Source organism: Rahnella sp. AN3-3W3 (assembly GCF_003263545.1).
Taxonomy (GTDB): Bacteria; Pseudomonadota; Gammaproteobacteria; order Enterobacterales; family Enterobacteriaceae; genus Rahnella; species Rahnella variigena.
Genome location: NZ_JYDG01000007.1, coordinates 61277 through 86562, shown reverse-complemented (window position 1 = coordinate 86562; position 25286 = coordinate 61277). Strand labels below are relative to the sequence as shown.

At 48.6% G+C, this 25286-nt stretch carries 28 protein-coding genes and 1 pseudogene; 18 read left to right on the top strand and 11 right to left on the bottom strand.

What is annotated here, in order from left to right:
* Positions 1 to 44: 44 nt before the first annotated feature.
* Positions 45 to 863: a lipoprotein NlpA gene (nlpA, locus tag UC15_RS03705; RefSeq protein WP_112287186.1), complete on the top strand. Its 819-nt coding sequence runs from the start codon at positions 45 to 47 to the stop codon at positions 861 to 863.
* Between the two features lie 60 nt (positions 864 to 923).
* Here nlpA and UC15_RS03700 read toward each other — a convergent pair whose 3' ends face one another.
* The 3 genes from UC15_RS03700 to UC15_RS03685 form a co-directional block, all read right to left on the bottom strand.
* The gene (locus UC15_RS03700) at positions 924 to 1202 is read right to left on the bottom strand and encodes a DUF3761 domain-containing protein (RefSeq protein ID WP_112287185.1); all 279 of its coding nucleotides are present in this window, start codon (positions 1200 to 1202) and stop codon (positions 924 to 926) included.
* Between the two features lie 854 nt (positions 1203 to 2056).
* Positions 2057 to 2362 (bottom strand): hypothetical protein, encoded by a 306-nt coding sequence (locus tag UC15_RS03690; RefSeq protein WP_112287184.1) that lies wholly within the window; start codon positions 2360 to 2362, stop codon positions 2057 to 2059.
* The gene (locus UC15_RS03685; protein ID WP_112287183.1) at positions 2346 to 3266 is read right to left on the bottom strand and encodes a hypothetical protein; all 921 of its coding nucleotides are present in this window, start codon (positions 3264 to 3266) and stop codon (positions 2346 to 2348) included. The genes UC15_RS03690 and UC15_RS03685 overlap by 17 nt, the downstream gene beginning before the upstream one ends.
* A gap of 241 nt (positions 3267 to 3507) precedes the next feature.
* Between UC15_RS03685 and UC15_RS03680 the strand changes: the two genes are divergently transcribed.
* From UC15_RS03680 to UC15_RS03630, 12 genes and pseudogenes are all read left to right on the top strand, one after another.
* Complete coding sequence (locus tag UC15_RS03680; protein ID WP_112287182.1) at positions 3508 to 4044, top strand: fimbrial protein; 537 nt, start codon at positions 3508 to 3510, stop codon at positions 4042 to 4044.
* Positions 4045 to 4098: 54 nt separating this feature from the next.
* Positions 4099 to 4656 carry a fimbrial protein gene (locus UC15_RS03675; protein WP_112287181.1) on the top strand — a complete coding sequence of 186 codons (558 nt, stop codon included), beginning with the start codon at positions 4099 to 4101 and terminating at the stop codon, positions 4654 to 4656.
* Positions 4656 to 7172 carry an outer membrane usher protein gene (locus UC15_RS03670; protein ID WP_112287180.1) on the top strand — a complete coding sequence of 839 codons (2517 nt, stop codon included), beginning with the start codon at positions 4656 to 4658 and terminating at the stop codon, positions 7170 to 7172. The genes UC15_RS03675 and UC15_RS03670 overlap by 1 nt, the downstream gene beginning before the upstream one ends.
* Before the next feature lie 88 nt (positions 7173 to 7260).
* Positions 7261 to 8013 (top strand): fimbria/pilus periplasmic chaperone, encoded by a 753-nt coding sequence (locus UC15_RS03665; RefSeq protein ID WP_112287179.1) that lies wholly within the window; start codon positions 7261 to 7263, stop codon positions 8011 to 8013.
* A gap of 5 nt (positions 8014 to 8018) precedes the next feature.
* Positions 8019 to 8207, top strand: coding sequence for a hypothetical protein (locus UC15_RS25870; protein ID WP_232829804.1), 189 nt, complete (start codon positions 8019 to 8021; stop codon positions 8205 to 8207).
* The gene (locus UC15_RS03660; protein ID WP_232829803.1) at positions 8192 to 8638 is read left to right on the top strand and encodes a fimbrial protein; all 447 of its coding nucleotides are present in this window, start codon (positions 8192 to 8194) and stop codon (positions 8636 to 8638) included. Before UC15_RS25870 ends, UC15_RS03660 begins: the two co-directional genes overlap by 16 nt.
* Positions 8631 to 9155, top strand: coding sequence for a fimbrial protein (locus UC15_RS03655; RefSeq protein WP_112287178.1), 525 nt, complete (start codon positions 8631 to 8633; stop codon positions 9153 to 9155). Before UC15_RS03660 ends, UC15_RS03655 begins: the two co-directional genes overlap by 8 nt.
* A 10-nt stretch (positions 9156 to 9165) precedes the next feature.
* Positions 9166 to 9690, top strand: a complete 525-nt coding sequence (locus UC15_RS03650) for a fimbrial protein (RefSeq protein ID WP_157960959.1) — start codon at positions 9166 to 9168, stop codon at positions 9688 to 9690.
* A 9-nt stretch (positions 9691 to 9699) separates the two neighbouring features.
* Entirely contained in the window at positions 9700 to 10260 is a 561-nt protein-coding gene (locus UC15_RS03645) for a fimbrial protein (RefSeq protein WP_112287176.1), read from the top strand.
* A 17-nt stretch (positions 10261 to 10277) separates the two neighbouring features.
* On the top strand, positions 10278 to 11195 hold the full coding sequence (locus UC15_RS03640) for a fimbrial protein (RefSeq protein ID WP_112287175.1): 918 nt from the start codon (positions 10278 to 10280) through the stop codon (positions 11193 to 11195).
* 548 nt (positions 11196 to 11743) lie between these two features.
* Positions 11744 to 12295: a winged helix-turn-helix domain-containing protein gene (locus UC15_RS03635; RefSeq protein WP_112287174.1), complete on the top strand. Its 552-nt coding sequence runs from the start codon at positions 11744 to 11746 to the stop codon at positions 12293 to 12295.
* 436 nt (positions 12296 to 12731) lie between these two features.
* A pseudogene (locus UC15_RS03630) lies at positions 12732 to 13747 on the top strand (IS3 family transposase); the annotation flags it as partial.
* A gap of 22 nt (positions 13748 to 13769) precedes the next feature.
* Here the strand turns inward: UC15_RS03630 and UC15_RS03625 are convergent.
* From UC15_RS03625 to UC15_RS03590, 8 genes are read right to left on the bottom strand one after another with little or no spacing between them, the layout of a single operon-like run.
* Positions 13770 to 14273 (bottom strand): lytic transglycosylase domain-containing protein, encoded by a 504-nt coding sequence (locus UC15_RS03625; RefSeq protein WP_112287173.1) that lies wholly within the window; start codon positions 14271 to 14273, stop codon positions 13770 to 13772.
* Between the two features lie 44 nt (positions 14274 to 14317).
* Positions 14318 to 14674: a hypothetical protein gene (locus UC15_RS03620; protein ID WP_112287172.1), complete on the bottom strand. Its 357-nt coding sequence runs from the start codon at positions 14672 to 14674 to the stop codon at positions 14318 to 14320.
* The gene (locus UC15_RS03615; protein ID WP_112287171.1) at positions 14667 to 15347 is read right to left on the bottom strand and encodes a type III secretion protein; all 681 of its coding nucleotides are present in this window, start codon (positions 15345 to 15347) and stop codon (positions 14667 to 14669) included. Before UC15_RS03615 ends, UC15_RS03620 begins: the two co-directional genes overlap by 8 nt.
* A complete protein-coding gene (locus UC15_RS03610; protein WP_232829802.1) occupies positions 15328 to 15858 on the bottom strand; it encodes a type III secretion protein in 531 nt (176 codons plus the stop codon). Before UC15_RS03610 ends, UC15_RS03615 begins: the two co-directional genes overlap by 20 nt.
* A 20-nt stretch (positions 15859 to 15878) precedes the next feature.
* Entirely contained in the window at positions 15879 to 16649 is a 771-nt protein-coding gene (gene sctJ, locus UC15_RS03605; RefSeq protein WP_112287169.1) for a type III secretion system inner membrane ring lipoprotein SctJ, read from the bottom strand.
* Entirely contained in the window at positions 16649 to 16972 is a 324-nt protein-coding gene (gene sctI / locus UC15_RS03600) for a type III secretion system inner rod subunit SctI (protein WP_038482293.1), read from the bottom strand. Before sctI ends, sctJ begins: the two co-directional genes overlap by 1 nt.
* Before the next feature lie 50 nt (positions 16973 to 17022).
* A complete protein-coding gene (gene sctF, locus UC15_RS03595; RefSeq protein WP_112287168.1) occupies positions 17023 to 17286 on the bottom strand; it encodes a type III secretion system needle filament subunit SctF in 264 nt (87 codons plus the stop codon).
* Complete coding sequence (locus UC15_RS03590) at positions 17279 to 18553, bottom strand: PrgH/EprH family type III secretion apparatus protein (protein ID WP_232829801.1); 1275 nt, start codon at positions 18551 to 18553, stop codon at positions 17279 to 17281. Before UC15_RS03590 ends, sctF begins: the two co-directional genes overlap by 8 nt.
* 431 nt (positions 18554 to 18984) lie before the next feature.
* Here UC15_RS03590 and UC15_RS03585 point away from each other — a divergent pair, with 431 nt between their 5' ends.
* Genes UC15_RS03585 through UC15_RS03565 form a run of 5 tightly spaced genes read left to right on the top strand, consistent with a single transcriptional unit; the run spans position 18985 to position 25283 of the window.
* Positions 18985 to 19854 (top strand): helix-turn-helix domain-containing protein, encoded by an 870-nt coding sequence (locus UC15_RS03585; protein WP_112287166.1) that lies wholly within the window; start codon positions 18985 to 18987, stop codon positions 19852 to 19854.
* Entirely contained in the window at positions 19847 to 21628 is a 1782-nt protein-coding gene (gene sctC / locus UC15_RS03580) for a type III secretion system outer membrane ring subunit SctC (RefSeq protein ID WP_112287165.1), read from the top strand. The genes UC15_RS03585 and sctC overlap by 8 nt, the downstream gene beginning before the upstream one ends.
* Positions 21629 to 21642: 14 nt before the next feature.
* Positions 21643 to 22764 (top strand): type III secretion system gatekeeper subunit SctW, encoded by a 1122-nt coding sequence (gene sctW, locus UC15_RS03575; protein ID WP_112287164.1) that lies wholly within the window; start codon positions 21643 to 21645, stop codon positions 22762 to 22764.
* A gap of 47 nt (positions 22765 to 22811) precedes the next feature.
* A complete protein-coding gene (locus tag UC15_RS03570) occupies positions 22812 to 24863 on the top strand; it encodes an EscV/YscV/HrcV family type III secretion system export apparatus protein (RefSeq protein WP_112287163.1) in 2052 nt (683 codons plus the stop codon).
* 12 nt (positions 24864 to 24875) lie between these two features.
* Positions 24876 to 25283 (top strand): hypothetical protein, encoded by a 408-nt coding sequence (locus UC15_RS03565; protein WP_112287162.1) that lies wholly within the window; start codon positions 24876 to 24878, stop codon positions 25281 to 25283.
* The last annotated feature ends 3 nt before the right edge of the window (positions 25284 to 25286 follow it).

Sequence of the window (25286 nt, the reverse complement as noted above, 5' to 3'; positions counted from 1 at the left end):
AGTCAGTTCATTACTCTTTAGCGGTTATTTTTTAAGGAAAAAAAGTGAAACTGACGATAGCTCATTTACGGACCGGCGCGGTGGTATTATTGGCGGGATTACTGCTGGCGGGCTGTGATCAAAAAAGCGGTGATGCCAAACATATCAAAGTTGGCGTGATTAACGGCGCCGAGCAGGATGTGGCGGAAGTCGCTAAAAAAGTCGCCAAAGACAAATACGGTCTGGACGTAGAACTGGTTGGTTTCAGCGGCTCTCTACTGCCCAATGACGCAACCGAACACGGCGACCTGGATGCCAACGTATTCCAGCACCGCCCGTTCCTCGACCAGGATAACAAAGCTCACGGCTATCATCTGGTGGCGGTCGGCAACACCTTTGTGTTCCCGATGGCGGGTTACTCGAAAAAGATTAAAACCGTTGATCAGCTTAAAGACGGCGCCACCGTGGCGATCCCCAACGATCCGACCAACTTAGGCCGCGCGCTTCTGTTGCTGCAAAAAGAGAAACTGATCACCCTGAAAGACGGCAAAGGCCTGTTGCCGACGACGCTGGATATCACTGAAAACCCGCATCACCTGAACATTATGGAACTGGAAGGCGCGCAACTGCCACGCGTGCTCGACGACCCGAAAGTCGATGTTGCCATTATCAGCACCACCTATATCCAGCAAACCGGATTATCGCCTGTGCATGACAGCGTATTTATCGAAGATAAAAATTCGCCGTACGTGAATCTTCTGGTTTCACGTACGGACAATAAAGATGCGGAAAACGTGCAGGAGTTTCTGAAATCGTATCAGTCTCCCGAAGTGGCGAAAGCAGCCGAGAAAATCTTTAACGGCGGGGCGGTTCCGGGCTGGTGATGGTGTTTGCATTACAAAATCTGCTATTTACAGAAGCCCGCTCAATTGCGGGCGTTTAATTTAGTTAAGCCATTCTGCCACGCCACCATGTCGCGAGCACGTCCCTCGACGGTGAGCACTGAAACTGTAGGTTCCATCTCTGCACTGAGCCGATGCGCCATCAGGAGCATTGCCCGACTTTGTATGCGCCGGGCGGTGAATTTCCTGCCCGTCTGAATTGGTATAATCTCCTTGCTCGATAAGCTCATTATCGGTTGAGGAAGGTTGCGTATGCTGTTTGGCAATTGCCGGATTCAATAAAAGACTGACTGCAAATAGCAAAAATCCCAGTAAGCGCATGATCGCACTTTGTCCTTGTTATGGTTGTATTACCTGAATGATTGGCGAGGAGATTACTCCTTATACCCATACAGACAATACTGATATTTAATCAGTAGTTAATTGTCTTACTGAACGTCGTTATGTGAACTGTGAAAGGGTGTCCCCTTCAGGAATCATTTATTTAATCATTTTAGTGAAAAATGGAAATTAAATATTAGCGTCTATCATCGGGAGTATAATTTGTAAAACCGCATGCTAAGCCAGGCGCATTTATCCAATATTTTTATCAGAATTACTCCTTCAAGTATTTCCTTGTTTAAAATAATTTAGCTAAAGAGAGATCACGAGTATGATGCCGGAATGTCCATAATAAAAGAAAGTGGTTGGCATGAAAATGATGTACAGCTTCGAGTTAACAGTAAGAGTGTGCTGGGAAATGGCGTCATGACCAAAGGCTACTATCTGGTCATACGGGATAAAACTACCTGCGGCGGTATTATTCCAATACATGAGCGGGCAATGAAGGCACTGGTAATCGAGGGCATTATCAAACTAACCGGGGTATTCCAATGCTCAACGCTCATACCGGGCATATGCTATTTCTAAGCGTTGTCTGCGTAGATTTTTTGGCACCGATAGAGAGGCATAACTTAGCCGTAAGGACCGCTACCTTTATCTGAATGACATTTTCACCAAGCGTAAAAGTTACTCATTTGATGAGCTTATTGGGATTGCGATTGATAGTGGGTCAGCGTGCCAGACATGAGCAATCTAAACGCGGGCAGGAGGGCATGATATTAGTAGATGAGTTTATGTGATCGGGATGAAATCCACGCCGGAGCGTGGATTTTACCTTAGGAAAACAGAATGACTTAACTGTCTTGTTTTATCTGGGACTTGAGCTCGTCCATTTTCGCTATGAGCGGAGTCTTCTTGGCTTCTAGCCAAGATATATACTCATGGCATGATTTAATATCCTCTGATGCAATTTCCTTGCTCTTTTCTAATGAGTGAATGGCTTCTTGTTTAAAATTAATTCGCTGCTCAATCTCCTGTTTGGCAGAAAGACGGTTCTCAAGCTTAACCTGACCAATATCACTTTTATATTCATTCTTGAGTTGCGATATTTCCCTTTGCAGAGCCCTGATGTTTTTTGGCGCATCATCGAAGTTCTGCATCAGTTTCCTGCCACTGTTTGCCCTTATGGTTGGGCACTTTAATGAGATCAGAATATTGACGGCGGCCTTCTTTTAAATCGTAACCGAAGTGCTTGATGGCATATTTATCGCTGCCCAGATGTTCACGCCAGCTGGTGGTGCCAAAGCCCGTATCGCGATTATCATAAATAGCGCCGCTCTCAGCTTTTCTCAGATCCTGCTCGGCACTGTTTACACCGTGTTTCCTTGCAAAATCGAGTAAAACCGCACGGCTATTTTCATGCGCGGCAATTTTATTATTTAATGTACTGATTTCGGCATTTTGTTTGGCCTCAAGTTTACTGATTTTTGCTTCAGTATCTTTTAAACGCTTGGCATCTTTGACCGCAAAGTCTTCCGAGGAGGTGTTCTTTAGCGCATCGGCCAGAGGTTTAATCTCATTATGCAGTTTTTTAATTTGCACATCAGCTTTGTTAATTTCTTCCTTAAGTTTGGCGATCTCATTTTTTTCCTGAGAAATATTTCTTGAAATGAGTTGGAGATCATCAGCAAGACCTTTAATCTCACCGTTTACTTTGGCATTGTGAGCATTTATTTCATTTTTGTGAATGTCCTGCACAACCGGGGCAAGCTTCTGTTGAATATTTTTAAGCTTCTCTTCTTTCTTATCATGCATTTTGGAATTCTGCGCTTCAAGCTTATCAAATAAATCACTGAAAGTATTTTTCAGCGCGACAGGGTCTTTTGGACATGATTCCATTTTTGTCATTAGCAGCTGGCCGACCTCAACTTTATCGCATTTATTGAGAATTCTGTTCAGCGTATTGACATCGCCTTTATGAATGCGTTTGTCACTGTCATTAAGTAAGTTCTTATAGGCTGAAATAAAACTATTTTGGTCACGTACGCTTAGTGAATTAGACATGATTTAGTTCCGAGTGTCGATTTAATAGATAATGTAGCAATGTGCTAAATCGTATATCTCCCTCCAGAGAATTTCTTCTAAAAAACGCTTTTTATATATTTCGCTTGTGGGTGGAATTGAGGCGGTTTTTGATATCAGTTTTTAAATCACTAACGTAAATTAGTTAATTCCCGTTGCGCGGTCGTGGCAACGAGGCTTCTTGTGAATAAAGTTAGTAAGAAACTTATAAAGGAATGAGTAAATGCAATTAACCAAATTGGTTTGGGCCTTTGGTATGGGGGCTGCTGTACTGGCAGGCCAGTCACAGGCAAGCGATCAGGGACACGGCACGGTTAAGTTTACCGGCAGTATTATTGATGCCCCTTGTTCAATTACCCCTGAAACCATTGAGCAGACCGTCGATTTGGGCGAAATCTCCAATAAATCTCTGCTCAACGGCGGAAAGTCCAACCCGCGTCCGTTTGATATCAAACTGGAAAGCTGCGACCTCTCGGGACTTACGGATAAAACCGTCACCATTACCTTTACCGGACCGGAATCCAGCGCTCAGCCCGGCTATTTGGCTATTGTCGGAAGCAGCGCCAGCGGGGCGGCTATCGGCATTACCAACGATGAGGGCACCAATATTCCTCTTGGCACCGCCAGTTCCGCGACAAAAACACAGCAGGGTGATAACACGCTGACCTACTCCGCCTACCTCAAAGGAAACGGCGGGAGCACAACGGTCGTGCCGGGTTCCTTCACCTCGGTTGCCAATTTTACTCTGGCCTATCAGTAAGCACACAGCGGGCCTTCTGCGTTTTTCTATACGGTTTTCGTTTGTGAGATACCTATGAATAGCAGTGTTTCGTTTGTAGTGCCCTCCCTGCTGGTGTGGCTTGTGCTATGCCTGGCCTCCTCAGGTGCGCTGGCGAAGAATGCGGCGGATCAGGGGCATGGAAAGGTAAGCATGCAGGGTTCGATCATCGACACACCCTGCGCGATCGCCGTGGCCAGTCGGGAACAGGTGATTGATCTGATGACTATCCCACTGGAACAAGTCATCCGTGACGGTGCTGGCCCTTCTAAGCCATTCAGTATTCATCTGGAAAATTGCGCCTTTGAACAGTTGATTCCTAACCAGCAGGACTGGTCGCATTTCATGGTGACCTTTGATGGTCCCGTTACCGACGGCGAGCTGTTTGCTCTCCACGGTGGCGCTCGAGGTATCGGGTTAGAGATTTCTGATGCCACAGGAAACCGTATGCAGCCCGGCATTGCTTCGCAGGCGGGCCTGCTGCAGCCCGGTGCCATGCGCCTTGATTACTCACTACGTTTGGTGGGCAACCATCAAAAACTACGGGCCGGGGCTTACTCCACTACCGTGCGTTTTAAACTGGATTACTTTTGATGAGGCAGGTTTTATATCACGCCGGCGCATGGCTGCGCCGTTGTCCTGTAGCGCTGATGGTGACGCTGGCTTTTCAGGGGGCAAAGGGATACGCGGCAGACGCAATAGAATTCAACACGGATGTCCTGGATATTAGTGACCGTTCACACATCGACCTTAGCCAGTTTTCTCAGGCAGGGTACATCATGCCGGGTGAGTATCAGATGGTTATCCGTCTGAACAAAGCCGAGCTGCCGGAGCAAACGTTAGCGTTTATTAAACCGGATAACGATCCTCAGGGCAGCCAAGTGTGTCTTACGCCACAGGTCATTGCTCAACTGGGTTTAAAAGCTTCTGCTTTGCGCGATCTCAAGTGGTGGCACAGCGGGCAATGTCTGGATAACGCGAGCCTGCCGGGGGTAAGCGCGCGGGCAGTTCTAGGCGAAAGCGCGCTCTACCTGAATGTTCCCCAGGCATATCTGGAATATACCGCTGACAACTGGGATCCGCCCGCTCGCTGGGATGACGGTATTGCCGGGGGAATTTTTGATTACAACCTTAACGGACAGTCGTCGCGTTTTACCGGCGCGAGCCACAGGGATGTCCAGTCGCTCAGCGGCAACGGAACCACAGGGTTTAACCTGGGTGCCTGGCGTTTTCGCGCCGACTGGCAGGGGCTGTACAACCATACCCGTGGCTCCATGAACAACACGCAGCGTGACTGGCAGTGGAGCCGCTACTACGCCTGGCGGGCGATCCCCTCGTTAAAATCGAAGCTGATGCTCGGTGAGAACTACCTCAATTCCGGCATGTTCGACAGTTTCCGCTACACCGGAACCAGCATGGAGTCTGATGACAATATGCTGCCACCAAACCTGCGCGGTTACGCGCCGGAAGTCGTCGGCGTGGCAAAAACCAACGCTAAAGTGACCGTTAGCCAGCAGGGACGGGTTATCCATGAAACCACGGTCGCCGCAGGGCCGTTTCGGATTCAGGATTTGAACACCGCCGTTTCGGGCACTCTGGATGTGAAGGTTCAGGAGCAGGATGGCACTTCGCACAGTTTTCAGGTTGATACAGCAAGCATTCCCTATCTTACGCGCCCGGGCAGCGTGCGATACAAACTCGCCTTCGGTAAACCTTCAGATTACCGGCACGATAGCCAAGGGCCGGGGTTTGCCACCGGCGAATTCTCTTGGGGGGTGAATAACGGATGGTCATTGTATGGCGGGAGTTTGCTGGCCGACGACTATCACGCGCTGGCGGCAGGGATTGGCCGCGATTTGCTGGCGTTAGGGGCGCTTTCATTTGACGTCACTCAGTCCCATGCGGAACTGCCAAGGGACAACACAAAAACGGGCAGCTCGTGGCGTCTTAGCTATTCCAAACGTTTTGACGAATACGACAGCCAGGTCACCTTTGCGGGCTATCGCTTTTCTCAGCGCGACTTTATGAGCATGAGTGAATATCTGAACGTGCGCTATCACGGCATCGTCGGTAACAACAATAAAGAGTTGTACACCATCGCTTTCAACAAGCAGTTCCGTAGTCTGGGCCTGAGTGCCTATGCGAACTATAGCCACCAAACCTACTGGAACCGCCCGGATAACGATAGTTACAACCTCTCCCTGTCGCGCTATTTCGATGCCTGGCGTTTTAAAAACGTCAGCCTCAACCTGTCGGCCTATCGAACGCTTTATAACAACACTAGCGATGACGGCATGTATCTCAGCCTGTCATTGCCGTGGGGTAACAGCAGCACGTTGAATTTCGACAGCCAGGCGGGCAGCACGGGTAATAGCACAACGGTGGGGTATTTCGAACGCCTCGATAGCAATAACAGCTATCGGGTCAAGGCCGGAGCGGGCAGCAGAGGCAATGCGGTTGGCAGCGGTTACTTCACCCATCAGGGGAATAACGCGGAAATGAGCGTCAACACCAGCTACGAAGGTAGCCGCTATCACTCCGTCGGCCTTTCTGCTCAGGGCGGCATAACGGGCACCACGGAAGGCGTTGCGTTACACCGCGTAAGCACAATGGGGGGAACGCGAATGATGGTCGATACCTCGGGCGTCAGCGGCGTTCCGGTGCGGGGATACGGTGGTGTTACCGAGACTAACCGGTTTGGAAAAGCCGTCGTGTCGGACATCAGCAGCTACTACCGAAGCAGCGTTAGCGTGGACGTCAACAAGCTGGCGGATGATGTTGAGGCTACGCGCTCGGTGGTGCAGGGTACCCTGACCGAAGGCGCGATCGGTCTGCGTCGCTTCGGCGTTATTGCCGGGGAAAAAGCGATGGTCACCATCCGTCTTGCGGACGGCACTACGCCCCCGTTTGGTGCAGTAGTTATGGGGCTCGGCGGTCATCAGGCTGGGATCGTTAACGATGGCGGCCAGGTTTGGCTAACCGGAATGAATGCCGGAGAATCGATGCGAGTGGTATGGGATGGGAAAACCCAGTGCGAGCTGAGTCTGCCGAAACCCTTGCCCACGGCCCCCGATAATCTAATGCTGCTGTGCCAAAGCGTACGGGCTTAAGCCCCCTGCTATCAGGCAAAAGAGTGAATGACAATTCGGTCGCCGCGCAAGACGGCACGGCGACATCCTGCAAAGCGAGTTTCAATTGATGAAAAACTATTCTTATTTGACGATGACCTCCACCACCCTGATTGCCGTACTGATCAGCCAAAGCGCGACGGCAGCCATTGCTCTTGACCGTACGCGTGCCGTCTTTAACGGTGCAAATAAATCGATCAGTTTAAATATCACCAACCAGAATAAAATGTTGCCCTATCTTGCTCAGGCATGGGTAGAAGATGAGCAAGGTAACAAAATCACCCAACCTCTGACCGCGCTTCCGCCGCTACAGCGAGTAGAGCCGTTGGCAAAAGGCCAGGTGAAACTGCAGTTGATGGGGAATGCCAGCACGCTGCCTCAGGATAGAGAGTCGCTATTTTACTTTAATCTGCGTGAAATCCCGCCCAAAAGCACGAAAGCCAATACTTTGCAGATTGCTCTGCAGACGCGAATCAAGCTGTTCTATCGGCCGGAATCCATTGAAATCAATAGATCCGAAGGCGAAAGCGTGTGGCAGGAAAAAATTACGCTTAAGCGCGAAGGCGATAAATACCGCGTTATTAATCCTGGCCCCTATTACGTGACCCTGGCCGGGGCATACGAACACTCGGACAGCCCCCCGATTGCCGGCTTCGATCCGGTGATGATTGCCCCTCGTTCAGATGCTTTGTTGAACATCAAGGCATCGACGCTGGGACAGAAACCGATGCTGGCATGGATTAATGACTACGGCGGGCGACCGAAGCTTATCTTCAACTGCGCGGGCAACGTTTGCCGGGTCACCGGGAGTAAAGCCGGGTGAGGCTGATGGAGAAGCAAAGCAAGTGGAATTACCACGTTCTGGCAGGGTGCAACCGCGCTGCCAGCGCCCTGGCTTTGGCGCTGGTGCTGCCGCCGACGGCTTGGGCGCTGCCCGACAACTGGAACGTTGAAGGCGTAAACGGGGCACTGCATATTTCGGGCGATTTTGTCGAGGGGGCATGTCGCTCGACATGACTTCTCAAACTCAGGAAGTCAGTCTCGGCAACACATCAACCGAGGCGCTGCGAAACCCGGGCGATCGCGGTGAGCCGGTAGCCTTTACGCTGAGGTTACGTGACTGCGTGCGCAGCGGGTCAGAGATGCTCAATACGTGGAGCGGGAACAGCAGCTGGGATTCGCTTCAGCCGGCTGTCAGCGTGACTTTTTTGGCCCCCGCGGATGCCGACAGCCCCGAGCTGGTGCAGGTGAACGGCCTCACCGGGCTGGGTTTGAGGATCGCCGACAGCGCCAGGCGTGACGTGCGATTAGGCGAGCGTACGCTGCCGCAGTTTGTCACCCCGACCAATGATGCGCTGGTCTACTACGTGCAGCCCGAACGCACTCCGGCCCCGTTAACGGCGGGTACATGGCAGGCTACGGTCGGCTTCAGGCTGAATTATGACTAAGGATCCAAAGATGATATTTGCCCGATGGGGAGCAATGGCCCTGTTCGCAATGACGGGAATGCTGCTGGGGGGTGATGCGGCAGCGGCGGGCTCCAGTAATTTAGATGTTCGCATTACCGGCACGGTGGTGGCGACCGCATTGTGTACTTTTAGCGGATCTGACCCGATTAAGGTGGAATTCGGTGACGTCTATATCAATGAAATTATTGGTGAGACCTATAAACAGCCCGTTCCCTATCAGGTGACCTGCAAAGGCGATCCGGACGGTAAAACGCTGCAAATGCAGATTGCCGGTAGCGCTGCCAGCTTTGATGGGAAACAGCTAAAAACTGATGCCAGCGGGCTTGGCATCAAATTGCTTAAAGGAAGCGAAACGCTGCCGGTAAATCAATGGTTCAACTTCGATAATGCCAGCCAGCCTTCGCTGTACGCCGTGCTGGAAAAACAGAGCGGCGCACGTTTTCAGGACGGACAGGCATTCAACGCCAGCGCCACGTTAAAAGTGGCTTATAACTGAGGCAATCAGGGTGAAGAACAAAGTTTACGGCGGCTGCGGAAGGAGCCTGGCGCTGGCGCTGCTGCTGTCCGGGGCAGGTGTTCAGCTCACGTCGGCGCATGCCGCAGCAACCGGCGACAGTAACGACATTTCCTTTCACGGCACGCTGAGGATCCATCCGTGCCACATCAATAACGATCGTGATGTAAACATCCACTTTGACAATGTTGGCATCCATAAGGTTGACGGGGTGCGTTACCAGCAGGCTATCGCCTGGCAGCTGATTTGTGACGATGTTGACCCCGCGTGGCGTCTGACCCTTGCGGTAAACGGCAGCGCAACGTCCTTTGACCGCAGCGCGCTCGCGACCAATATCCGTGGGCTAGGGATCCAGATTAAACAGAACGGTCAGCCGATGGAGATTAACAGACCCCTCGACATCCTTTATCAGCATCCGCCCACGCTTGAGGCTGTGCCGGTAAAAGATCCCGGCATCGATGAGCTGGGCGAAGGGGCGTTTTCCGCTACAGCAACGCTGCTGGCCGAGTATTTATAAGGAACAGAAATGGGGAATAGAACGTTAGCCGGACGCAGCGTGGGCATGTTGTTGTTTATGATGGCTTTAGCCGGGCACGCGGCGGCAGGAAACGGTGGCCTGAAAGTCACCAGCGACAACCTGAAATTTGATGGGACGCTGGTTGCCGATCCCTGCGAGCTGGACCCGAACACGACGGATATTACGTTGGATTTCGGCACGGTAATCGATACCTATTTATACCTTAACACTCGTACCCACGCGCAGCCCTTCGCCCTCAGGTTGCTGGAGTGCGATCTGAGCCTGGGTAATCAGGTAGAGGTCACGTTTAAAGGGACGCAGAGCAAGGAATTACCGGGTTTTCTGGCGCTTAGCAACTCGGCCGCCAGCGGCATCGCGCTTGGCCTGGAGCAGAAGGACGGCACACCCTTGCCGTTGAATAAGACCGTGCCCGCTTTTACGCTCGCCGGCGGAACCAACGATCTTGTGCTGTACGGTTACGTTATTGGAGAACCTTCCGCGCTGGCTGCACATACCTTACGCCGTGGAGCATTTGAGGCGCTAGCGACATTCGAGCTTAATTATCCCTAGGAGAATCACATTCAGATATGAAATTACCCTTATTTATTATGCTGCTGGCGGTGCCTCAGGGCGCATGGGCCTACTCATGTAATTCCATTGGCTGGAACGGCGGAGATGCTGACGTTAACGTAAACGTCAGCCCGGACGTCAATACCGGTAGAAACAAGATTGTCGATCTCCGTTCGCAGATCAGCTGCAAAAACGACTCTGTAGACGGCGGTTGGGTCGATTCTATGTGGCTTGCCAGTAACGGAATGAGCCTCAATTCCGCCATCTTCAAGGATCTTAAGGGCGGCGTTATCATTTCTGGAAAGGTTTATCCTGAGCCTGTACCTGAAGTTGAGATCTTTAGTCTCAATGCACAGGAAACTAAAAGCTTACCCGTAGAGCTTTATTTCGAGCTAACCAGCATGGGTAAGTCGTTGCAGATCAGACGGGGAGACAGGCTTGCGCAAATTAAGTTTATCCAGAGAAATAACCACGGTGCGCAAAACTATTACATCTGGTATTTCATTGCGGCGAACGATGTAGATATAAACACGTCAACTTGCAAAATCCTCTCCGGAGAGACGTTGTTAGTTGAACTGGGAGAGCTTGAAAGAAGTGAGATTCAAAGCTCCGGAACTTCCGCACAGACGGTGGAAAAAAGCCTCAACATAACCTGTGATGTCACCCATGAAGTTGATTTTCAGGTAAAGATGAACACAACTCCAACCTCCTGGAATAATAATGCCATTACTACCAGTAACAATAATCTCGGGGTCGTCATGCGCTGGAACGGGAATATCGTTACCAATGGTAACACGCAGCAGCTCAGTGTAGTCAATGGCAGTATTTCGGTACCACTGAGTTTTACGCCAGTCAAACCTACCTCGGTCAGTTATGAAGATATAAAAACAGGTGCTTTTAATGCTTCGGCAACATTGATCATCACCCAGCAGTAGGATCGCTTGAGGCGTTTTTTGATAGAGCGCCTTACCAGCGAGTGTTATATTTCTGCCTGCAAAAAGAGGGGGTATTAAGTACTCCCTACTCATAACACGTATTCATATTTTTAGTTATCATCCCGGAAAAAGTAAATATTCATGTAGCGTGAGGACATTACTTTCAGTGGCGACAGGGACGTCCTTTTCCAATACTTCTTATAAGGATGAACTGACTAAAAATATGTTCCTGAAAATAAACTGAGTGATTTGTTTTGGCTATGGACCAATACACATCGATCGTTGAAAACAATTTCAAATATTGTGATTTGAATGGTACTGTATTATTGCGTTCACAGTAAATTTGCATCGAGATCAATTCTGTTGTCTACATCGTGATAAAGAAGACATTATTCCCCGCTATTTGTATAACTAAGGTTATAAATAAGTTGGGTTTTTGTTATCTGAAAATTTGGCAGAAGATATTTAAGATCATGGATTGAGATATTCACTCATGCTTTTTTCTGAAGGTACCTTCACTCATAAAGCTAAACGCAAAGGGATTTAAAATGAAAAAATGCGTAGTAAATCCAGGAAAAATTTACTTTCTTAATTTCACATTTAATCCAAAATCCAGAACGCTGCAACAAGACGATACTGTTTTACAATTAAGGAAAAAGCAGTCAGATGTGCTTGCATTACTTTGCGAAAAATACCCTGAACCGGTTTCTCAGACTGAATTTCTTGCTGAAGTATGGGGGGGCGGTTATGTGACTTCGCAAAGTATTGCACAGGTGATCCGTTCTTTAAGAGTAAGCCTGGGGGATGATGCGAAGAGTATTATTGTCACTATCCCAAAGTTGGGGTATAAACTCACGGCCGGGCCCTGCTGGGAAGAGCCTGAAATAGAACCCAATAAACCTGGTTTTGAGTCTTCTTTTCCTAGAAATATCGAAGTAGATAACGTTTCCTTTTCAACCCAGTCGATGATTAACGTCATTCCAGTGAGTGCTAATTCGATGTCGATCATCCCTTATTCTGCTCCCAGAGGGGTGCCTGAAAAAAAGAAGTTTACACCGCAGACGTTATTTTTAAGTGCAGTAGCTGCTTCTTTTTTTTAGTCTCATTTTTGTTGCCATGACGGCAAGAAGTAACCCGCTGGATTTTAATAAAAATCATAATAATATTGGCCAGATGCCATTAGACCTCGTCCCGCCGGAAGGCAATAATTTTTTGCATTGTTGCAACACGGTTGAAGGAGCAATCTGCCACCCTAAGGCGAATGTGTTAAGCGCTCAATGCGTCACGCTGCAAGATATAAAGTCAAAATAATTAATAACCTTAGATATAATTTTTGGAGCATTTTTTAGTAAACAACAATTAAACAGCGTAATGAAATTTTTTATTATTTTTTAGTCGATTACCTGTTGAAGCTTCTCGACTTTGCGGCCTCGTCATTCTGATTCCAAAACGCAAGCAAGATGCTTGCGTTATTGATCTTACCCACCAATAGTGGACACGTGAATAAGTGAGTAGACTCTCAATCAGAGGTGACTCATGACAAAACCAGCATCAACCACCAAAAAGTCCCGTAAGCAACGCACGTCTGAATATCGCAGCGAAGCCCTAAAGCTTGCAGAACGTATCGGTGTTGCCGCTGCTGCCCGAGAACTCATCCTGTATGAATTACAGCTTTATGCCTGGCGCAGCAAGCTGAAGAATGCACATTCTTCTTCCGAACGTGAGCAGGAAATGTCTGTTGAAATAGCCCGTCTGAAATGGCAGCTGGCGGAGCGGGCAGAAGAGCTGGCCATTCTCAAAAGGCCGCGACATACTTCGCGAACCGCCTGAAATGAAGTATGTCTTTATCGAAAAGTATCGGGCTGAGTTTAGCATCAAAATCATGTGTCGTGTGCTTCAAGTTGCACGCAGAGGCTGGTATGTCTGGCGTCTGCGCAGCCATCAGTCAGGCAAGCGACAGCAGTTCAGGGTCATCTGTGATGCCACTGTCCGTAAGGCATTCACTGAGGCGAAACAGCGTTATGGTGCGCCACGTCTAGCTGATGAACAACCGGAGTACAACATCAAACCATTTCCGCCAGCCTCCGTAGTCAGGGGCTGCGGGCGAAAGCTACCCGGAAGTTCAGCCCGATCAGCTATCATGAACATGGTCTGCCTGTATCAGATAATCTGCTGAATCAGGACTTCAGCGCCAGGGCCCGAACCAAAGGTGGGCAGGTGACATCACGTATCTACGTACGGAAGAGGACTGGTTGTACTTGGCGGTGGTCATCGACCTGCGGTCGCGTGCCGTAAACGGCTGGTCGACGTCACCGCGTATGACGGCACTGCTTACGTGTGATGCATTGCAAATGGCGCTCTGGCGGCGTAAACGCCCGGAAAATTTCATTGTTCACCCGGATCGTGGTGGACAGTACTGTTCATCGGATTATCAGACCTTACAGAAACGCCATAATCTGCGCGGGAGCATGAGCGCAAAAGGCTGCTGTTATGACAATGCCTGCGTAGAAAGCTTATTTCACTCGCTGAAGGCCATGTCCACATTACATGGGTAGGATTATATTTCTTACTCCCTTATCGACAGACAAAACGCTCGCGGATGCCTTCTTGTCTGGCCACTTCTATTTTATCAATGACCGCCGTTTGATGTGCAATTAGGGAAATGATTTTTTTGACATACCTGTCATGATGCACCGGCGTCTTAGAATGATAGTTACCGATTCCATCCCACGTGTAGCCATAGCGCTCAATACTTTGCTTGAGCACCCAGGCACCTGAAAAAACATTAGCGCAGCTATTCTCTCGCAACAAAGCTTCATCAATGCCCAGGGACTTTAAGGCCTTAAAATGCACAGTGTTAATTTGCATAATGCCAACATCAACGGTGCTATTTGTATTGCGATTCATAGCCTGCTGACGGTTTCTGGACTCTTGCCAAATAATAGCCTTAATCAGCAGGGGGTTAATCTGGAAGCACTGCGCGGCTTCGACAATGCAATCTACCTTTTGTGCTGTAGCAAAAGGGGAGAACAAAAGAGATAAGGTTAAAGCAACGGGCGTAAATGATTTTATTTTCATGATTTGTATGCCCGGCACTAAGCCGGGATTAATAGCGGGGAAGGTTATAACGACGGATCGCTGTCGGTCTCGGTAAAGCTTTTATACATCATATTATTAAAAAACATATTCACGCCGAGCAGCTGGAAGGTGCGCTTGTCCAGCACGTTGTTCGCATAATCTTTGTACTCATCGGTATTGCGCAAATAGGCATCGGAGTAGAGCAACGCTTCGTTCAATTGATGCATCGATTTGTTCTTATCGGGGGAAAGTGCCCGCATTTGATCCATCACATCGCTCAGCTTATCGTCGGGCTTATTCTGCTGGAAATAGTGGAGTACTTTATTGTTAAATTTCTCATCCGACGATTCACCGTCTTTCACGTACGGCGAGGAAGAGGCAATACTGTTGATGCTACTCATTGTTTTCATCCTTATCTGAGTTGACGGTTTCTGAAGGCATCCGGTGGCTCATAGCGATGAGTTTCCCAGCCAGATTGCGAAGCATGTCGGGCGTCAGGTTGTTGATAGTTTCATTAAAACCGGCGGTCTTTTCATCCGCCTGCTGTAGCCACGTGCGGCAAAGCGTTTCACTAGGAAAGCGCACCGCATCCATGTCATTTTGCACGGTGATGTGATTATCATCGGTATACAGGTAGTTCGAGATGTCCGCGCCTTCCGGCAGCTTTACTGCTCGGGGAATAACGATGCGCAGCGCTTTCTGATGCCCACACTGTTCCTGAAGGTGATGGATAATGCGCTCAACGATCATCGGGTCGTGTAAGGACTGATTGAGGGCTGTGCCGATCTGCTGGCGAAAAACCTCCTGCCGCTTTTGCTGCTGGCGCTGATACTCGTCAAGCAGCGTCACCAGCTGCGAGAAAAATAGCTCAAAGCCGGTCTGGAACGCTTGCCTCTCAAGGTTTTCACGCAGCCTGACCGTCTGTAACTCATACTCGGCATGAATTTCACTGCAGCGATTTAGGGTTCGTTCCAGCGCCATGGCTATTCGCTGATGGCGGGTTCGCTCAGAAGATTTAATCACCGTCAGGCGATGCAGGTCTTCGGGTAACTCATCAATAGTAATGGTGCGCATAGGTGAAGGCCATTCGTAGCAAATTAATGTGGTTTAGCGTTTTGGGGGCCGCGAATTGCGCAAGCGCCATGCCGGAAGGAAAGTGCAGCATCAGACGCTGTCGCAGCGCGGCAGGTAACCCTGGGAACTGCCCCAGAAGGAACGTTGCGCCGCAGGAAGCGGTATCAAACGGGATATCGCCTTCATCAAGCGTTACCTCCAGAAGCAGCGGCAAAGAGATAAAGGCCAGCAGACGTGGGTCAGACATCAGCACAGCGCCCATTTCAGGCAGTCTGTTCCGCTGCAGATAGCCACCAACCAAATGTGCAGCAAGGGGGATCAGATGCCAGTGCGAAAGCAATAGCGAACACATGGCTTCGTCGGGCTGCCAGCGTGCGGGTAGGTCAGAGAGTTTGCCGTGCCTCAGCAGCCAGAAATTAAGTAGCCTGTCCTCTCGGATTTCACTCGCCCGGAATATCTCCGGCAGGTGGCTGCGATGTGTATAGCTTGCCGGGGCGTATAAAATGGACATTATGCGCGGATCTCCGACTCTCATGGTTTTGCGGCCTCGTCTTCAATCAGTTCGGCAGCGTTATCCTGGGTTGAAGGCGGGCGGCGGCTAAGCTTATAGAGCATGAAGCCCGCCGTGCCGGCTGCGCACAAAGCCATAGCAGAAAAGAGGATAATCCACAGGGCAGGGATGCTGGCGGGTACTCTGGTCGGCGCAACGTACTGGATAACCGGGGCGGGGAACAGAACCACCGAAATATTCTCGTAGCGCACGTCATCGAAACTATTTTTGATTAACGTTTTGATCTGCGAGATAAACAAATTATCGTCAATCTCGCCTTTATAGGAAATAAGCACGCCGACGTGGCCGGTGGCTTTTTTTCCGCTCGTATCGTTATTAAAGGGGGGATAGCTGACGTGAACGCGCGCATTAACGACCGGAGCTATCATGCGCAGCGATTGCTCAAGCCGCTGCTCCTGTAATGAGAGTACGCGAGCCTGCTCGGCGTTGGGTGAAGAAACCAGAGAGCTTTCCGGAAAAGCCTGCCCTATCTGAACGTCAGCGGCCCACGGCAGCTGGTACTGATTAATGATAGACAGCGCGGCGGTACCTTCAGACTCCCCGACCGAGACGGTATAGCCAGCCTTAAGATTGCCGTCCTTTTTCGCTGAAATATTATGCTGCTGCAGAATAGCCAGAACCTGGTTGGCCTGCTCCTGGGTAAGGTTGAAGAGTAGGTTCTCGTCATTACAGGCGCTAAGCATAAAAGTTAACAGCACGGCAGCGAGGACACGTGAATATTTTTTTATCATTATTGCGATTTTTCCAGGGTTTCTATGGTGCTCACCGCCTTGCGTGCAAGAGTACTCACCAAGGAAACGTAGTTACTGTATTCACCGATATAGTTTTGTAGCATCTGTAGCTTCTCCGGATTGCTGGTGTAATGCGGAGATTGGCTAAGGGTATTAATCACATTTTTAAACTGCGCGTCGGTTTCGCTGACTTTAGTAAACGTGCTGGATACTAAATTATTAAAATTTCGATCGTGAACGCTTACGGATAGGTTATCTTCAGGGTTGATGGTATTTGGCGAGAGCCGGGTTAATGCCGACAGGGCTTCATTAAATTGACTCATAATTACTCCACAGTAGAAAAGGGTACGAGAGCAACACGTACCCGGGTTAATTAACGGAAGTTTTGAATAATAGCCGCGCCAATATCCTTATAGGCTTTTACGGTACTTGTCTGGGCGTTACGAAACAGCGTGTATTGCTGTAGCTTCGACTGATAATTGGCCAATACGGCTGGGTCAGACGGGTCGTTTTTCAATGCAGCTTCAGCTGTCTTTAATTCCTCCATCATAGATTTAGCACCAGCTTCGAAGCCGGCAGATACTTCATCCAGATAATAGCCATTGTTATCCACAGTAGGTGCGTTTGTGTCAGCCATTTAAGTCTCCTTGTTTTAGGGGAAAGTACCAATGACGAGGGTTCAAAAACAGATAGCCATTAGAAGAGTCAACATATGACTTATCTTGTAACCAGTTTTCGTCGAGATTAATTGAAAAATTAATCACGCGGTTTCCCCATTGGTGATTGAACTGTTTAATGAAATTCTGCAAAGAACGTAGAGCGCTGTCGCTCAGGGCATCACGAACCACCAAAGCATAACCGCTAGTGGAATTGATTTGGCGGTAGTAAATGTGCAAACGATCCAGGCCCTGGCGAGCTTCCTGTAATAACTGAGCTTTAGTTTTTACCAGGACTTTGATGTCGAGAGCAAAAGGGATTTTTTGTAAAACAATAGCCTTGAAGTTTTTTTCTTCCTGTAGGGTTAATCCTCTGTAAAGTGCAATTGCCGGGTGCTGAGGTTTGGAATAGTCAATTTGTAAAACGGGGTAACCCGCATTAGCCAGCTGCGTAATGACTTCATTTCTTTGCTGCGTTAACCAAACAGGAATCACGCTGTCCTTGCCCTGCAATTTGAAGAGTGCTTCCCGCGTCCATTCCATTGCCTGAAAGTTCTGGATAAGAACGTAGATAAGATTATTATCACGGCCACGAACAATATCCACAGGCATCGGTGCGCCCGCCAGCGCTTCATTTAATGTTAAAACCTGCCGATCGCTTTCCAGTTTTTTATACCAGATTACGCCTGCGGTAATCACAAGAAGTAAGAGAATAATTGAACCGAAAACGAGAGCATGATTTTTTTTTGCATTAAACTCTTCCAGCTTCTCCTGTTCGCTGAATTCAGCATCGAGGGCCGGGGGAAGGTTGAAGTTTTTAATATCTTCAGGCCAGTCATCTTCACTAGGTTTGATGGCAAAGCGGATGTGCTCATGCACGAAAACTTCATTTTCCTTCAGCAGCGCCGGGTAGCTTCTATCCACCCCCTGTACTTCAAGACGATATCCTTCTTCCGATTCTTCATCTCGGAAAAGAGCCGACAAACGCAAGATAATGTTGGGTGACGGCATATCACAGGGTAGATAAAGCGTATTCTGCGTGTAGGCTGCGGCATGCTCTCCGGGCAACATCGTTCCCGTGGCGTTATCCTGGGGTGCAAGTCCCGGGTTGATGATGAGAAAGTAATCGTCTGCTGGAAGGTGGAGTTCACAGCCAAACATGGGTCCAAACAGCACCTTCAGGGTGAATTTTTTCAGTGCCTCTGGTACAGGCATATCATCGTTTAATTCGTTCATGTCGCTGTTCATAGAAAGGGCCATTAATAATGTAAATAAGCAATCTAACGAGCAGCGCCCGTGCGATTTTATTTTAATCTGCACTACAACTTCCTAATGCTAAGCCGTGCCATTTAATAGAAACGTTTTCAAAAGGAATGAAGTGCCTCGCGAATGGAAAAATATTTTTACATTCACGATGAATTTATTTGACGGCATACGGATATTGCATCTTTAAGACGGCACACTGTAGCGCTACCGATTATTAAACTCAACATTGTCTGTTGATTTTTTGTTGAAGCTTTTTTTATTGATTTTTATTTCTTTTTTTATCTCTTTCAACTTGCATTGACGAACGAGGATTTTCTGATAAATTCACTGGCACTTCGAGGCGCTGTATTAGATAGTTCTTAATCAAGTGCTTAAATATTATTTCTAAATAAAAGCTGAGGTAAGAGAAAACTATGCTAGATAGCAATGCTCAATGCCATCAGAAAAACATAATGCGGCAACGCGTAAATGATAGCGCAAATGCGGAAATGCCGCTTTACGTGAGTGACGAATGTATCGATTTAAATAACGGCGTGTTGTTTGCGCGACCGCTAAATAGTGAATCCGTTATGAGCGTATCTGTCTCAGGTGAACTGAGGGAGAACTATGACGATCGTTTGAATAATATTCTTCAACCCATTGTGCTATCGACCCTGAATAACATGGAGATCGCATTTCGGGGTGACTGGATGGTTGAAATACTGTCGATGTCACAGGCCAGCACGCTGTTTTCATTCCTGGATTATCAGGCTAAATCTCGCAGCGTTAACGCCGAGCCGCGCATAGGGGAGACAAATACTTCGTTACTGATGCACACCGAGCGGAATCTGGCAATTTTAGTGGACGATGAATGCAAATCGCTGATGGGGATGTTGATTTTTACATTATTAAAGCCTCAGGATCGCCGCCTGGAAAATCTCTTTTCGTTTGTCAGGAATGTCGAAAGCTATTGGATTGCCCATTTTCTGTTATCTCAGGTAATGAATGAAGATAAAGAGAGTGACAGTCATAAGATTGGTAATGCCAGTAAGATCTACGGCGTATCTGAATCCTATTTCAGGAAGCTTTGCCACCATGCTTTTACCCGGGGGCCAAAAAAACAGTTACGCCTTTGGCGAGCGGCGCACAGTGCCCTGCAGTTGATTGAAAAAGATAACTCAATTGCGGCTATCGCAGGAAATAACGGCTATGCGTCGTCGTCTCATTTTTCTAGTGAAATAAAATCACTGTTTGGCATTACACCGAGGGAGTTTAAAAAATTGGAAGGCTTGCTTCATGAATAAGATGGTTGCGAAACTGCCGGTCCGCTATCTGCCGTATTTATTGCTGGGAGTATTGAGCTGTAATTCGGCGGTCGGCGCATTATTGGATACCCAGGATTACTCGGGTGGCCCAGTCGATGTCCGTAACGGTTCGCGGGATGACGAAAATACCTACGTCGCCAGTAATAACAGCGTTCAACAGCTATTTTTTGTGATCGGTGGCGCGCTGAATAAACCCTTTGTTGTCAGTACGGAGGCGGCCAAAAAACGGGTCTCAGGAAATTTCGATCTTAGCAAGCCGAAGGAGCTGTTAAATACCTTGGCTTCACGTACCGGGCTTATCTGGTATGACGATGGCAGCTCTGTGTACGTTTACGATGCCAGCGAAATCAAAAGCAGCATTGTGCGCTTGTCCTATGCGCCGTTTGACCGGCTGGTTGCCTTCATCAAGTCCTCAGGGCTGTACGACGCTCGTTTCCCGCTGCGTTCAGACGGGCGCTCTGGCTCTTTTTATGTCTCAGGGCCGCCGGTCTATGTCGAACTTATCGCGGCGGCTGCAAAGTATATTGATGCAACCTATGCCCGTCCCGGAACGGGTGAAAACACGATCCGCGTGATCAAGCTTAAAAATACTTTTGTGAACGATCGCACCTTTACCCAGCGCGACAGCCCTGTCATCGTGCCGGGCGTTGCGACGGTGCTGAACCAGCTGCTGAATAACTCAGGCGATAGCCGTGGCGGACGTTCAGCGCCAGCCGGGGCGAACATCACCGTAGATAATGATACGCGAGGCGCGCTTGAGGCCGCTTCGGCCACACAAAAGGGAAATTTTCCGCCGTTGCCTTCATTTAATTCGGGGTCATCGGCGAAACGGGAGTATGAGTCAGATTCCCTCGGCCAATCGTCCATCAATATTGTCGGCTATTCGGACACCAACAGCTTGCTCATTCAGGGTTCCGAAAGGCAGGTAAGTTTTGTTGAGGATTTAGTCAGCGCAATTGATGTACCTAAACAGCAGATACAGCTGTCGCTGTGGATTATTGATATTTCGAAGGATGATATTAACGAGCTGGGAATTCGCTGGCAGGGTGCGGCAAAAATAGGCAATACCGGCGTTGCTTTTAATACCAGTTCACTGACTCCGGAAAACAGCATTCATTTTCTGGCGGACGTATCCGCACTTGCGCAAAAAGGCAATGCACAGGTGGTTTCACGTCCGGAGATCCTGACTCAGGAAAATGTTCCGGCGCTATTTGATAATAACAGCAGCTTTTACGCCAAGCTGGTAGGTGAGCGTAACTCCTCACTCGAAAAGATTACCTACGGCACCATGATTAGCGTATTGCCGCGTCTGGCGCAGCGCCAGCAGGAGATTGAGATGATCCTGAATATTCAGGATGGCGGCCTGCCTCTCAACTCTGAGGGTAAAACCGAAAATGTCGACAGCCTGCCAATGGTGAATAACACCCAGATAAGTACGGAAGCGCGCGTGCCCGTGGGCTATAGCCTGTTGGTCGGTGGCTACAGCCGCGATCAGGATGAACATCACAGCGTGGGCATCCCGCTCCTGCGCGACATCCCTGTGTTGGGTAAGCTGTTTGATTACAGCTATACCAGTCACAAGAAAATGGTTCGCTTATTCCTTATACAGCCAGGTTTACTGGCAAGCGGCGAAACCTGGCAGGGTCGGGGACCGGAGGAAAATAACCCCGTGCTGGGCCGAACTTGGGTGGGGAACGAGGTAACGTTGAAATCGACGGTCTCCATGTTACGTGAAACGATGAAAAACAATTAAGGACCAGGTGAGTTATGGACATTCGTTCTGTTGCTGGCGTTGATTTTAATCGCATTGAACCGCAAATCCCGGAAAACCGTAGCGCAGCAGGCCAGCCCGTATTTGATGCGGGCGAAGAAGCGCTGCCTATTAATTTGCAGGAAGAGATGAGTAATGCCGCAGAGGAAATGGCCGATCTCCTCAGCGCATTTGGTCGCTTTAGCAAAGCCGGGCGTAAAAACGACAGCGCAGATAACGATTTTGTCTCCTCTATGCTTGAGGATCTGGCAGATGAAAAGCTGGACACATTAATTAAGCATGTGACCAAACTTCGTGACCTCAATAACCTATTGAACTTCGCCCGCCAGCTTTTCCCGGATGACAGCGATTTAATGCTCGCGCTGCGTGAAATGCTGTTGAGCCGCCAGCTGTCTGAACTTCAGAAGAAGAAAATCAAAGAAGCGATCGCCGATTTAGAAAAATTTGGCGACACCAAAAAAATGCAGTCAGGAATGAATGTAGGTCGCCTGGCAAAACGGTTCAGCGACGGTAGCGGTGACAGGCCCCTGTCGGCAAAGGACCTGCGCAATAGCTATCTTAATTTTCTTGAACTAGAGATGCCTGCAGGCTTTATCTACAAAGACTGGATTGATGTTTACGGTTATCAGAACAGAACGCGTTTATTGGCTTTCACACTGTCGGCTCTGATTGCTGATATGAAGGCCAATGAACCCGGAATTCATTCTTCTGAATTTGGTCCACTCAGCGCAAAATTGTCAGATGCACGCTTGCTCCACACGCTGGACCAGCTGCTAAATGAAAGTTTTGCTAAATTCCCGTTTTGGGGACAGATGAGAAACAATCAGCTGATGCTGGGCGAGGCCGATATTGTAGGGCTTTATATAGCGGGTTTAGTGGATACTGACGAATTTAAATTGGCGTTAAAAGAGTTCAGTAAAAACTTTATGTCATTGCTGCTGCTCAAGCAGCGGTCGATGGTCATTCAAGAACTGCGCAATGTTTATAATATGACGCCTGAGTTCCTCTTCGTCGATACGCTTTATCGGGAAGTTATTGTCAATCATCTGGCTGCTTTGCTGCATAAAATGCTCGAAAAAGAGAAAAATACCGGCATCTGGAATGAATATTACAAATAGTCGCAGGCAAACTAGTTTGTCTGCCATGGATTGATGTGCAACTACTCATGCTTAGAAGATTTATTCTCGAAATTCGTAACAGGCCAGAGCTTATTATCTTAACGATAATGATTATGGTCGTGGTGATGTTGATTATCCCGTTGCCGACATACCTGGTTGATTTCCTTATTGGACTTAACCTGACGATGGCACTGCTAATTTTTTTGGGTTCTTTTTATATTACAAGGATTTTGGATTTTTCGACTTTCCCATCAATTCTGCTAATTAGTACGATATTCCGTTTGGCAATCTCTATCAGTACCAGTCGACTGGTGCTGGCGGATGCCGACGCCGGGGAAATTATTGCCAGCTTCGGGGAGTTCGTCATTGCGGATAACCTGGTGGTGGGCTTTGTTATCTTCTTCATCGTTACTATCGTGCAGTTTATCGTCATCACCAAAGGGTCGGAGCGCATCGCGGAAGTGGCTGCACGATTCTCTTTAGATGCCATGCCGGGCAAACAGATGAGCATTGATGCTGACCTCAAGGCAGGGGTTATCGATGAAAAAGAAGTCAAGCGTCGCCGCAGCGATCTTGAAGCTGAAAGCCAGTTATACGGCGCGCTTGATGGTGCGATGAAGTTTATTAAGGGCGACGCCATTGCGGGGATCATTATTATCTTCGTGAACTTACTGGGCGGGATAGCGGTGGGCACATTACAGCACGGCATGGATTTATCTCATGCGATGTCTGTATTTACTCTATTGACCATCGGCGATGCTCTGGTTGCACAAATTCCGGCGCTGTTAATCTCCATAAGCGGTGGGCTGATCGTCACCCGCGTAAATAACAGTGAGAACACGAACCTCGGCGCAAAAATCTTGCAGGATATGTTTCATAATAAATTCATCCTACTTGTTACGGCCGTATTGGCTATTGCTCTGGGGCTATTGCCGGGCTTTCCGTTGCCGGTCTTCGTTCTGCTGGCAGCTTTACTATTAGGCATTTTCATCAAGGATAAGCTTGATGCTAAAAAAGGTAAAAAGCCGACAGTTAATTCTGTAGAAGAAGATGAAGAACCGGTACTGAAAAGCAAACCGGTGATGATCGACGGGGAGTACATCCCAGAAACGATTCCGCTCATCATTACCGCCTGGAAAGGCTACGAGAACTATTTCCAGGAGCATAATTTGTGCTCGTTGCTCAAACGTAACTTCTTTATTGAGTACGGCGTTCGTCTGCCGGAAGTTGTGATGAACTACGACCAGCAAATGGTGCGCGGCAAGCTAACGGTTTCAATCAATGAAATTCAGGTTGCCACGTATGACATTTTACCGGGCATGTGCAAAGTGCTGATGCGTGGCGATGAGCTGCAAGTTATTGACTCTACCGTGCAGGCGGTAGAAACGGCTCAGGGTTTCGCTTATTGGATCCCTGAAGAACGGAGTGAAACCGCCTTACAGCTTGGTTTTTATTCAAGAACGGCGATCGATGAATTCTATACCTGCGTCTCAACTTTGCTGGTGCACAATATTTCCGAGTTCTTCGGCATTCAGGAGGCCAAAACGCTGCTTGACGATTTGGAGAAAAAATATCCTGAGCTACTCAAAGAGTGTTATCGAAATAATACCGTGCAGCGTATTACCGAAGTTTTCCAGCGGCTATTACAGGAGCGTATTTCTATTCGCAATATGCGTCTGATTCTTGAGGCCTTAGTTCAATGGGCGCCCAAGGAAAAGGACCCTATTATGCTGGTGGAGCACGTTCGCAGCGTGTTATCACGTTATATCTCTAACCGCTTTGCGGCCAACGGGCAAATTCGCACCCTGGTTATGTCGCACGATATGGAAAGCCTGGTTCGTGGTGGAATTCGCCAAACTTCTGGCGGGACATTTATCAATCTACCGCCACCGGAAACTGAAAGTATTATCAGAAGCCTCGAGCAGTGCATTAGCAGCAATGGCGCTAACGCTCGCGATATTATTTTGATGGTGTCACTGGATATTCGTCGCTTTGTGAAAAAAATCATTGAAGGAAGCTACCCGGAAATGGAAGTGCTTTCTTATGGCGATGTTGCATCCGGCGTGGATGTTGATGTCATTGGTTCGTTAGAAAATTAATTGAGGTAATAAATGAAATACGACGTTGTTGCACTGCTTTCCACCATGCTTAAAGATGCCGGGATGGCTGATATTCTGGATAGCGATCTGAGCAACCACTCAACCATCTCTCTGAATATGAAAGATGATATTCCAACTATTCACGTCAGAAGTGAAGATGATGAAGTATGGGTGTGGGCGAAAATTGTTGAGCAGGCTCCAGCCTCTTTAAGCTATTGCAGCGCGAGCCTTTTGCCCCTGATGCTTAATCACAACGAAGAGTATTTTTACACCGGCCAGCCGTGTTTATACCCCGTTGACGGCAATATTGAACTGCGTGCTCAGGTGAAAGAAAAATACCTGCAGGCGCCGGATGATTTTTTATCGATGCTGGATAACTACCTGAGTATTTTGCAGGAATACCGCGCCGTACTGGTTTAATTA

Excerpts from the sequence above, each read along its gene's own strand:
- UC15_RS03670 (WP_112287180.1), top strand. The coding sequence starts at position 4,656 with ATGAGGCAGGTTTTATATCACGCCGGCGCATGGCTGCGCCGTTGTCCT.
- sctC (WP_112287165.1), top strand. The coding sequence starts at position 19,847 with ATGAATAAGATGGTTGCGAAACTGCCGGTCCGCTATCTGCCGTATTTA.
- UC15_RS03700 (WP_112287185.1), bottom strand. The coding sequence starts at position 1,202 with ATGCGCTTACTGGGATTTTTGCTATTTGCAGTCAGTCTTTTATTGAAT.
- UC15_RS03620 (WP_112287172.1), bottom strand. The coding sequence starts at position 14,674 with ATGAGTAGCATCAACAGTATTGCCTCTTCCTCGCCGTACGTGAAAGAC.
- UC15_RS03635 (WP_112287174.1), top strand. The coding sequence starts at position 11,744 with ATGAAAAAATGCGTAGTAAATCCAGGAAAAATTTACTTTCTTAATTTC.
- UC15_RS03570 (WP_112287163.1), top strand. The coding sequence starts at position 22,812 with ATGCTTAGAAGATTTATTCTCGAAATTCGTAACAGGCCAGAGCTTATT.
- UC15_RS25870 (WP_232829804.1), top strand. The coding sequence starts at position 8,019 with ATGGAGAAGCAAAGCAAGTGGAATTACCACGTTCTGGCAGGGTGCAAC.
- sctF (WP_112287168.1), bottom strand. The coding sequence starts at position 17,286 with ATGGCTGACACAAACGCACCTACTGTGGATAACAATGGCTATTATCTG.
- UC15_RS03665 (WP_112287179.1), top strand. The coding sequence starts at position 7,261 with ATGAAAAACTATTCTTATTTGACGATGACCTCCACCACCCTGATTGCC.
- UC15_RS03690 (WP_112287184.1), bottom strand. The coding sequence starts at position 2,362 with ATGCAGAACTTCGATGATGCGCCAAAAAACATCAGGGCTCTGCAAAGG.
- UC15_RS03565 (WP_112287162.1), top strand. The coding sequence starts at position 24,876 with ATGAAATACGACGTTGTTGCACTGCTTTCCACCATGCTTAAAGATGCC.
- UC15_RS03585 (WP_112287166.1), top strand. The coding sequence starts at position 18,985 with ATGCTAGATAGCAATGCTCAATGCCATCAGAAAAACATAATGCGGCAA.
- UC15_RS03625 (WP_112287173.1), bottom strand. The coding sequence starts at position 14,273 with ATGAAAATAAAATCATTTACGCCCGTTGCTTTAACCTTATCTCTTTTG.
- UC15_RS03645 (WP_112287176.1), top strand. The coding sequence starts at position 9,700 with ATGGGGAATAGAACGTTAGCCGGACGCAGCGTGGGCATGTTGTTGTTT.
- UC15_RS03685 (WP_112287183.1), bottom strand. The coding sequence starts at position 3,266 with ATGTCTAATTCACTAAGCGTACGTGACCAAAATAGTTTTATTTCAGCC.
- UC15_RS03615 (WP_112287171.1), bottom strand. The coding sequence starts at position 15,347 with ATGCGCACCATTACTATTGATGAGTTACCCGAAGACCTGCATCGCCTG.
- sctJ (WP_112287169.1), bottom strand. The coding sequence starts at position 16,649 with ATGATAAAAAAATATTCACGTGTCCTCGCTGCCGTGCTGTTAACTTTT.
- UC15_RS03680 (WP_112287182.1), top strand. The coding sequence starts at position 3,508 with ATGCAATTAACCAAATTGGTTTGGGCCTTTGGTATGGGGGCTGCTGTA.
- UC15_RS03590 (WP_232829801.1), bottom strand. The coding sequence starts at position 18,553 with ATGAACAGCGACATGAACGAATTAAACGATGATATGCCTGTACCAGAG.
- UC15_RS03675 (WP_112287181.1), top strand. The coding sequence starts at position 4,099 with ATGAATAGCAGTGTTTCGTTTGTAGTGCCCTCCCTGCTGGTGTGGCTT.
- sctI (WP_038482293.1), bottom strand. The coding sequence starts at position 16,972 with ATGAGTCAATTTAATGAAGCCCTGTCGGCATTAACCCGGCTCTCGCCA.
- UC15_RS03660 (WP_232829803.1), top strand. The coding sequence starts at position 8,192 with ATGTCGCTCGACATGACTTCTCAAACTCAGGAAGTCAGTCTCGGCAAC.
- UC15_RS03610 (WP_232829802.1), bottom strand. The coding sequence starts at position 15,858 with ATGTCCATTTTATACGCCCCGGCAAGCTATACACATCGCAGCCACCTG.
- sctW (WP_112287164.1), top strand. The coding sequence starts at position 21,643 with ATGGACATTCGTTCTGTTGCTGGCGTTGATTTTAATCGCATTGAACCG.
- UC15_RS03655 (WP_112287178.1), top strand. The coding sequence starts at position 8,631 with ATGACTAAGGATCCAAAGATGATATTTGCCCGATGGGGAGCAATGGCC.
- UC15_RS03640 (WP_112287175.1), top strand. The coding sequence starts at position 10,278 with ATGAAATTACCCTTATTTATTATGCTGCTGGCGGTGCCTCAGGGCGCA.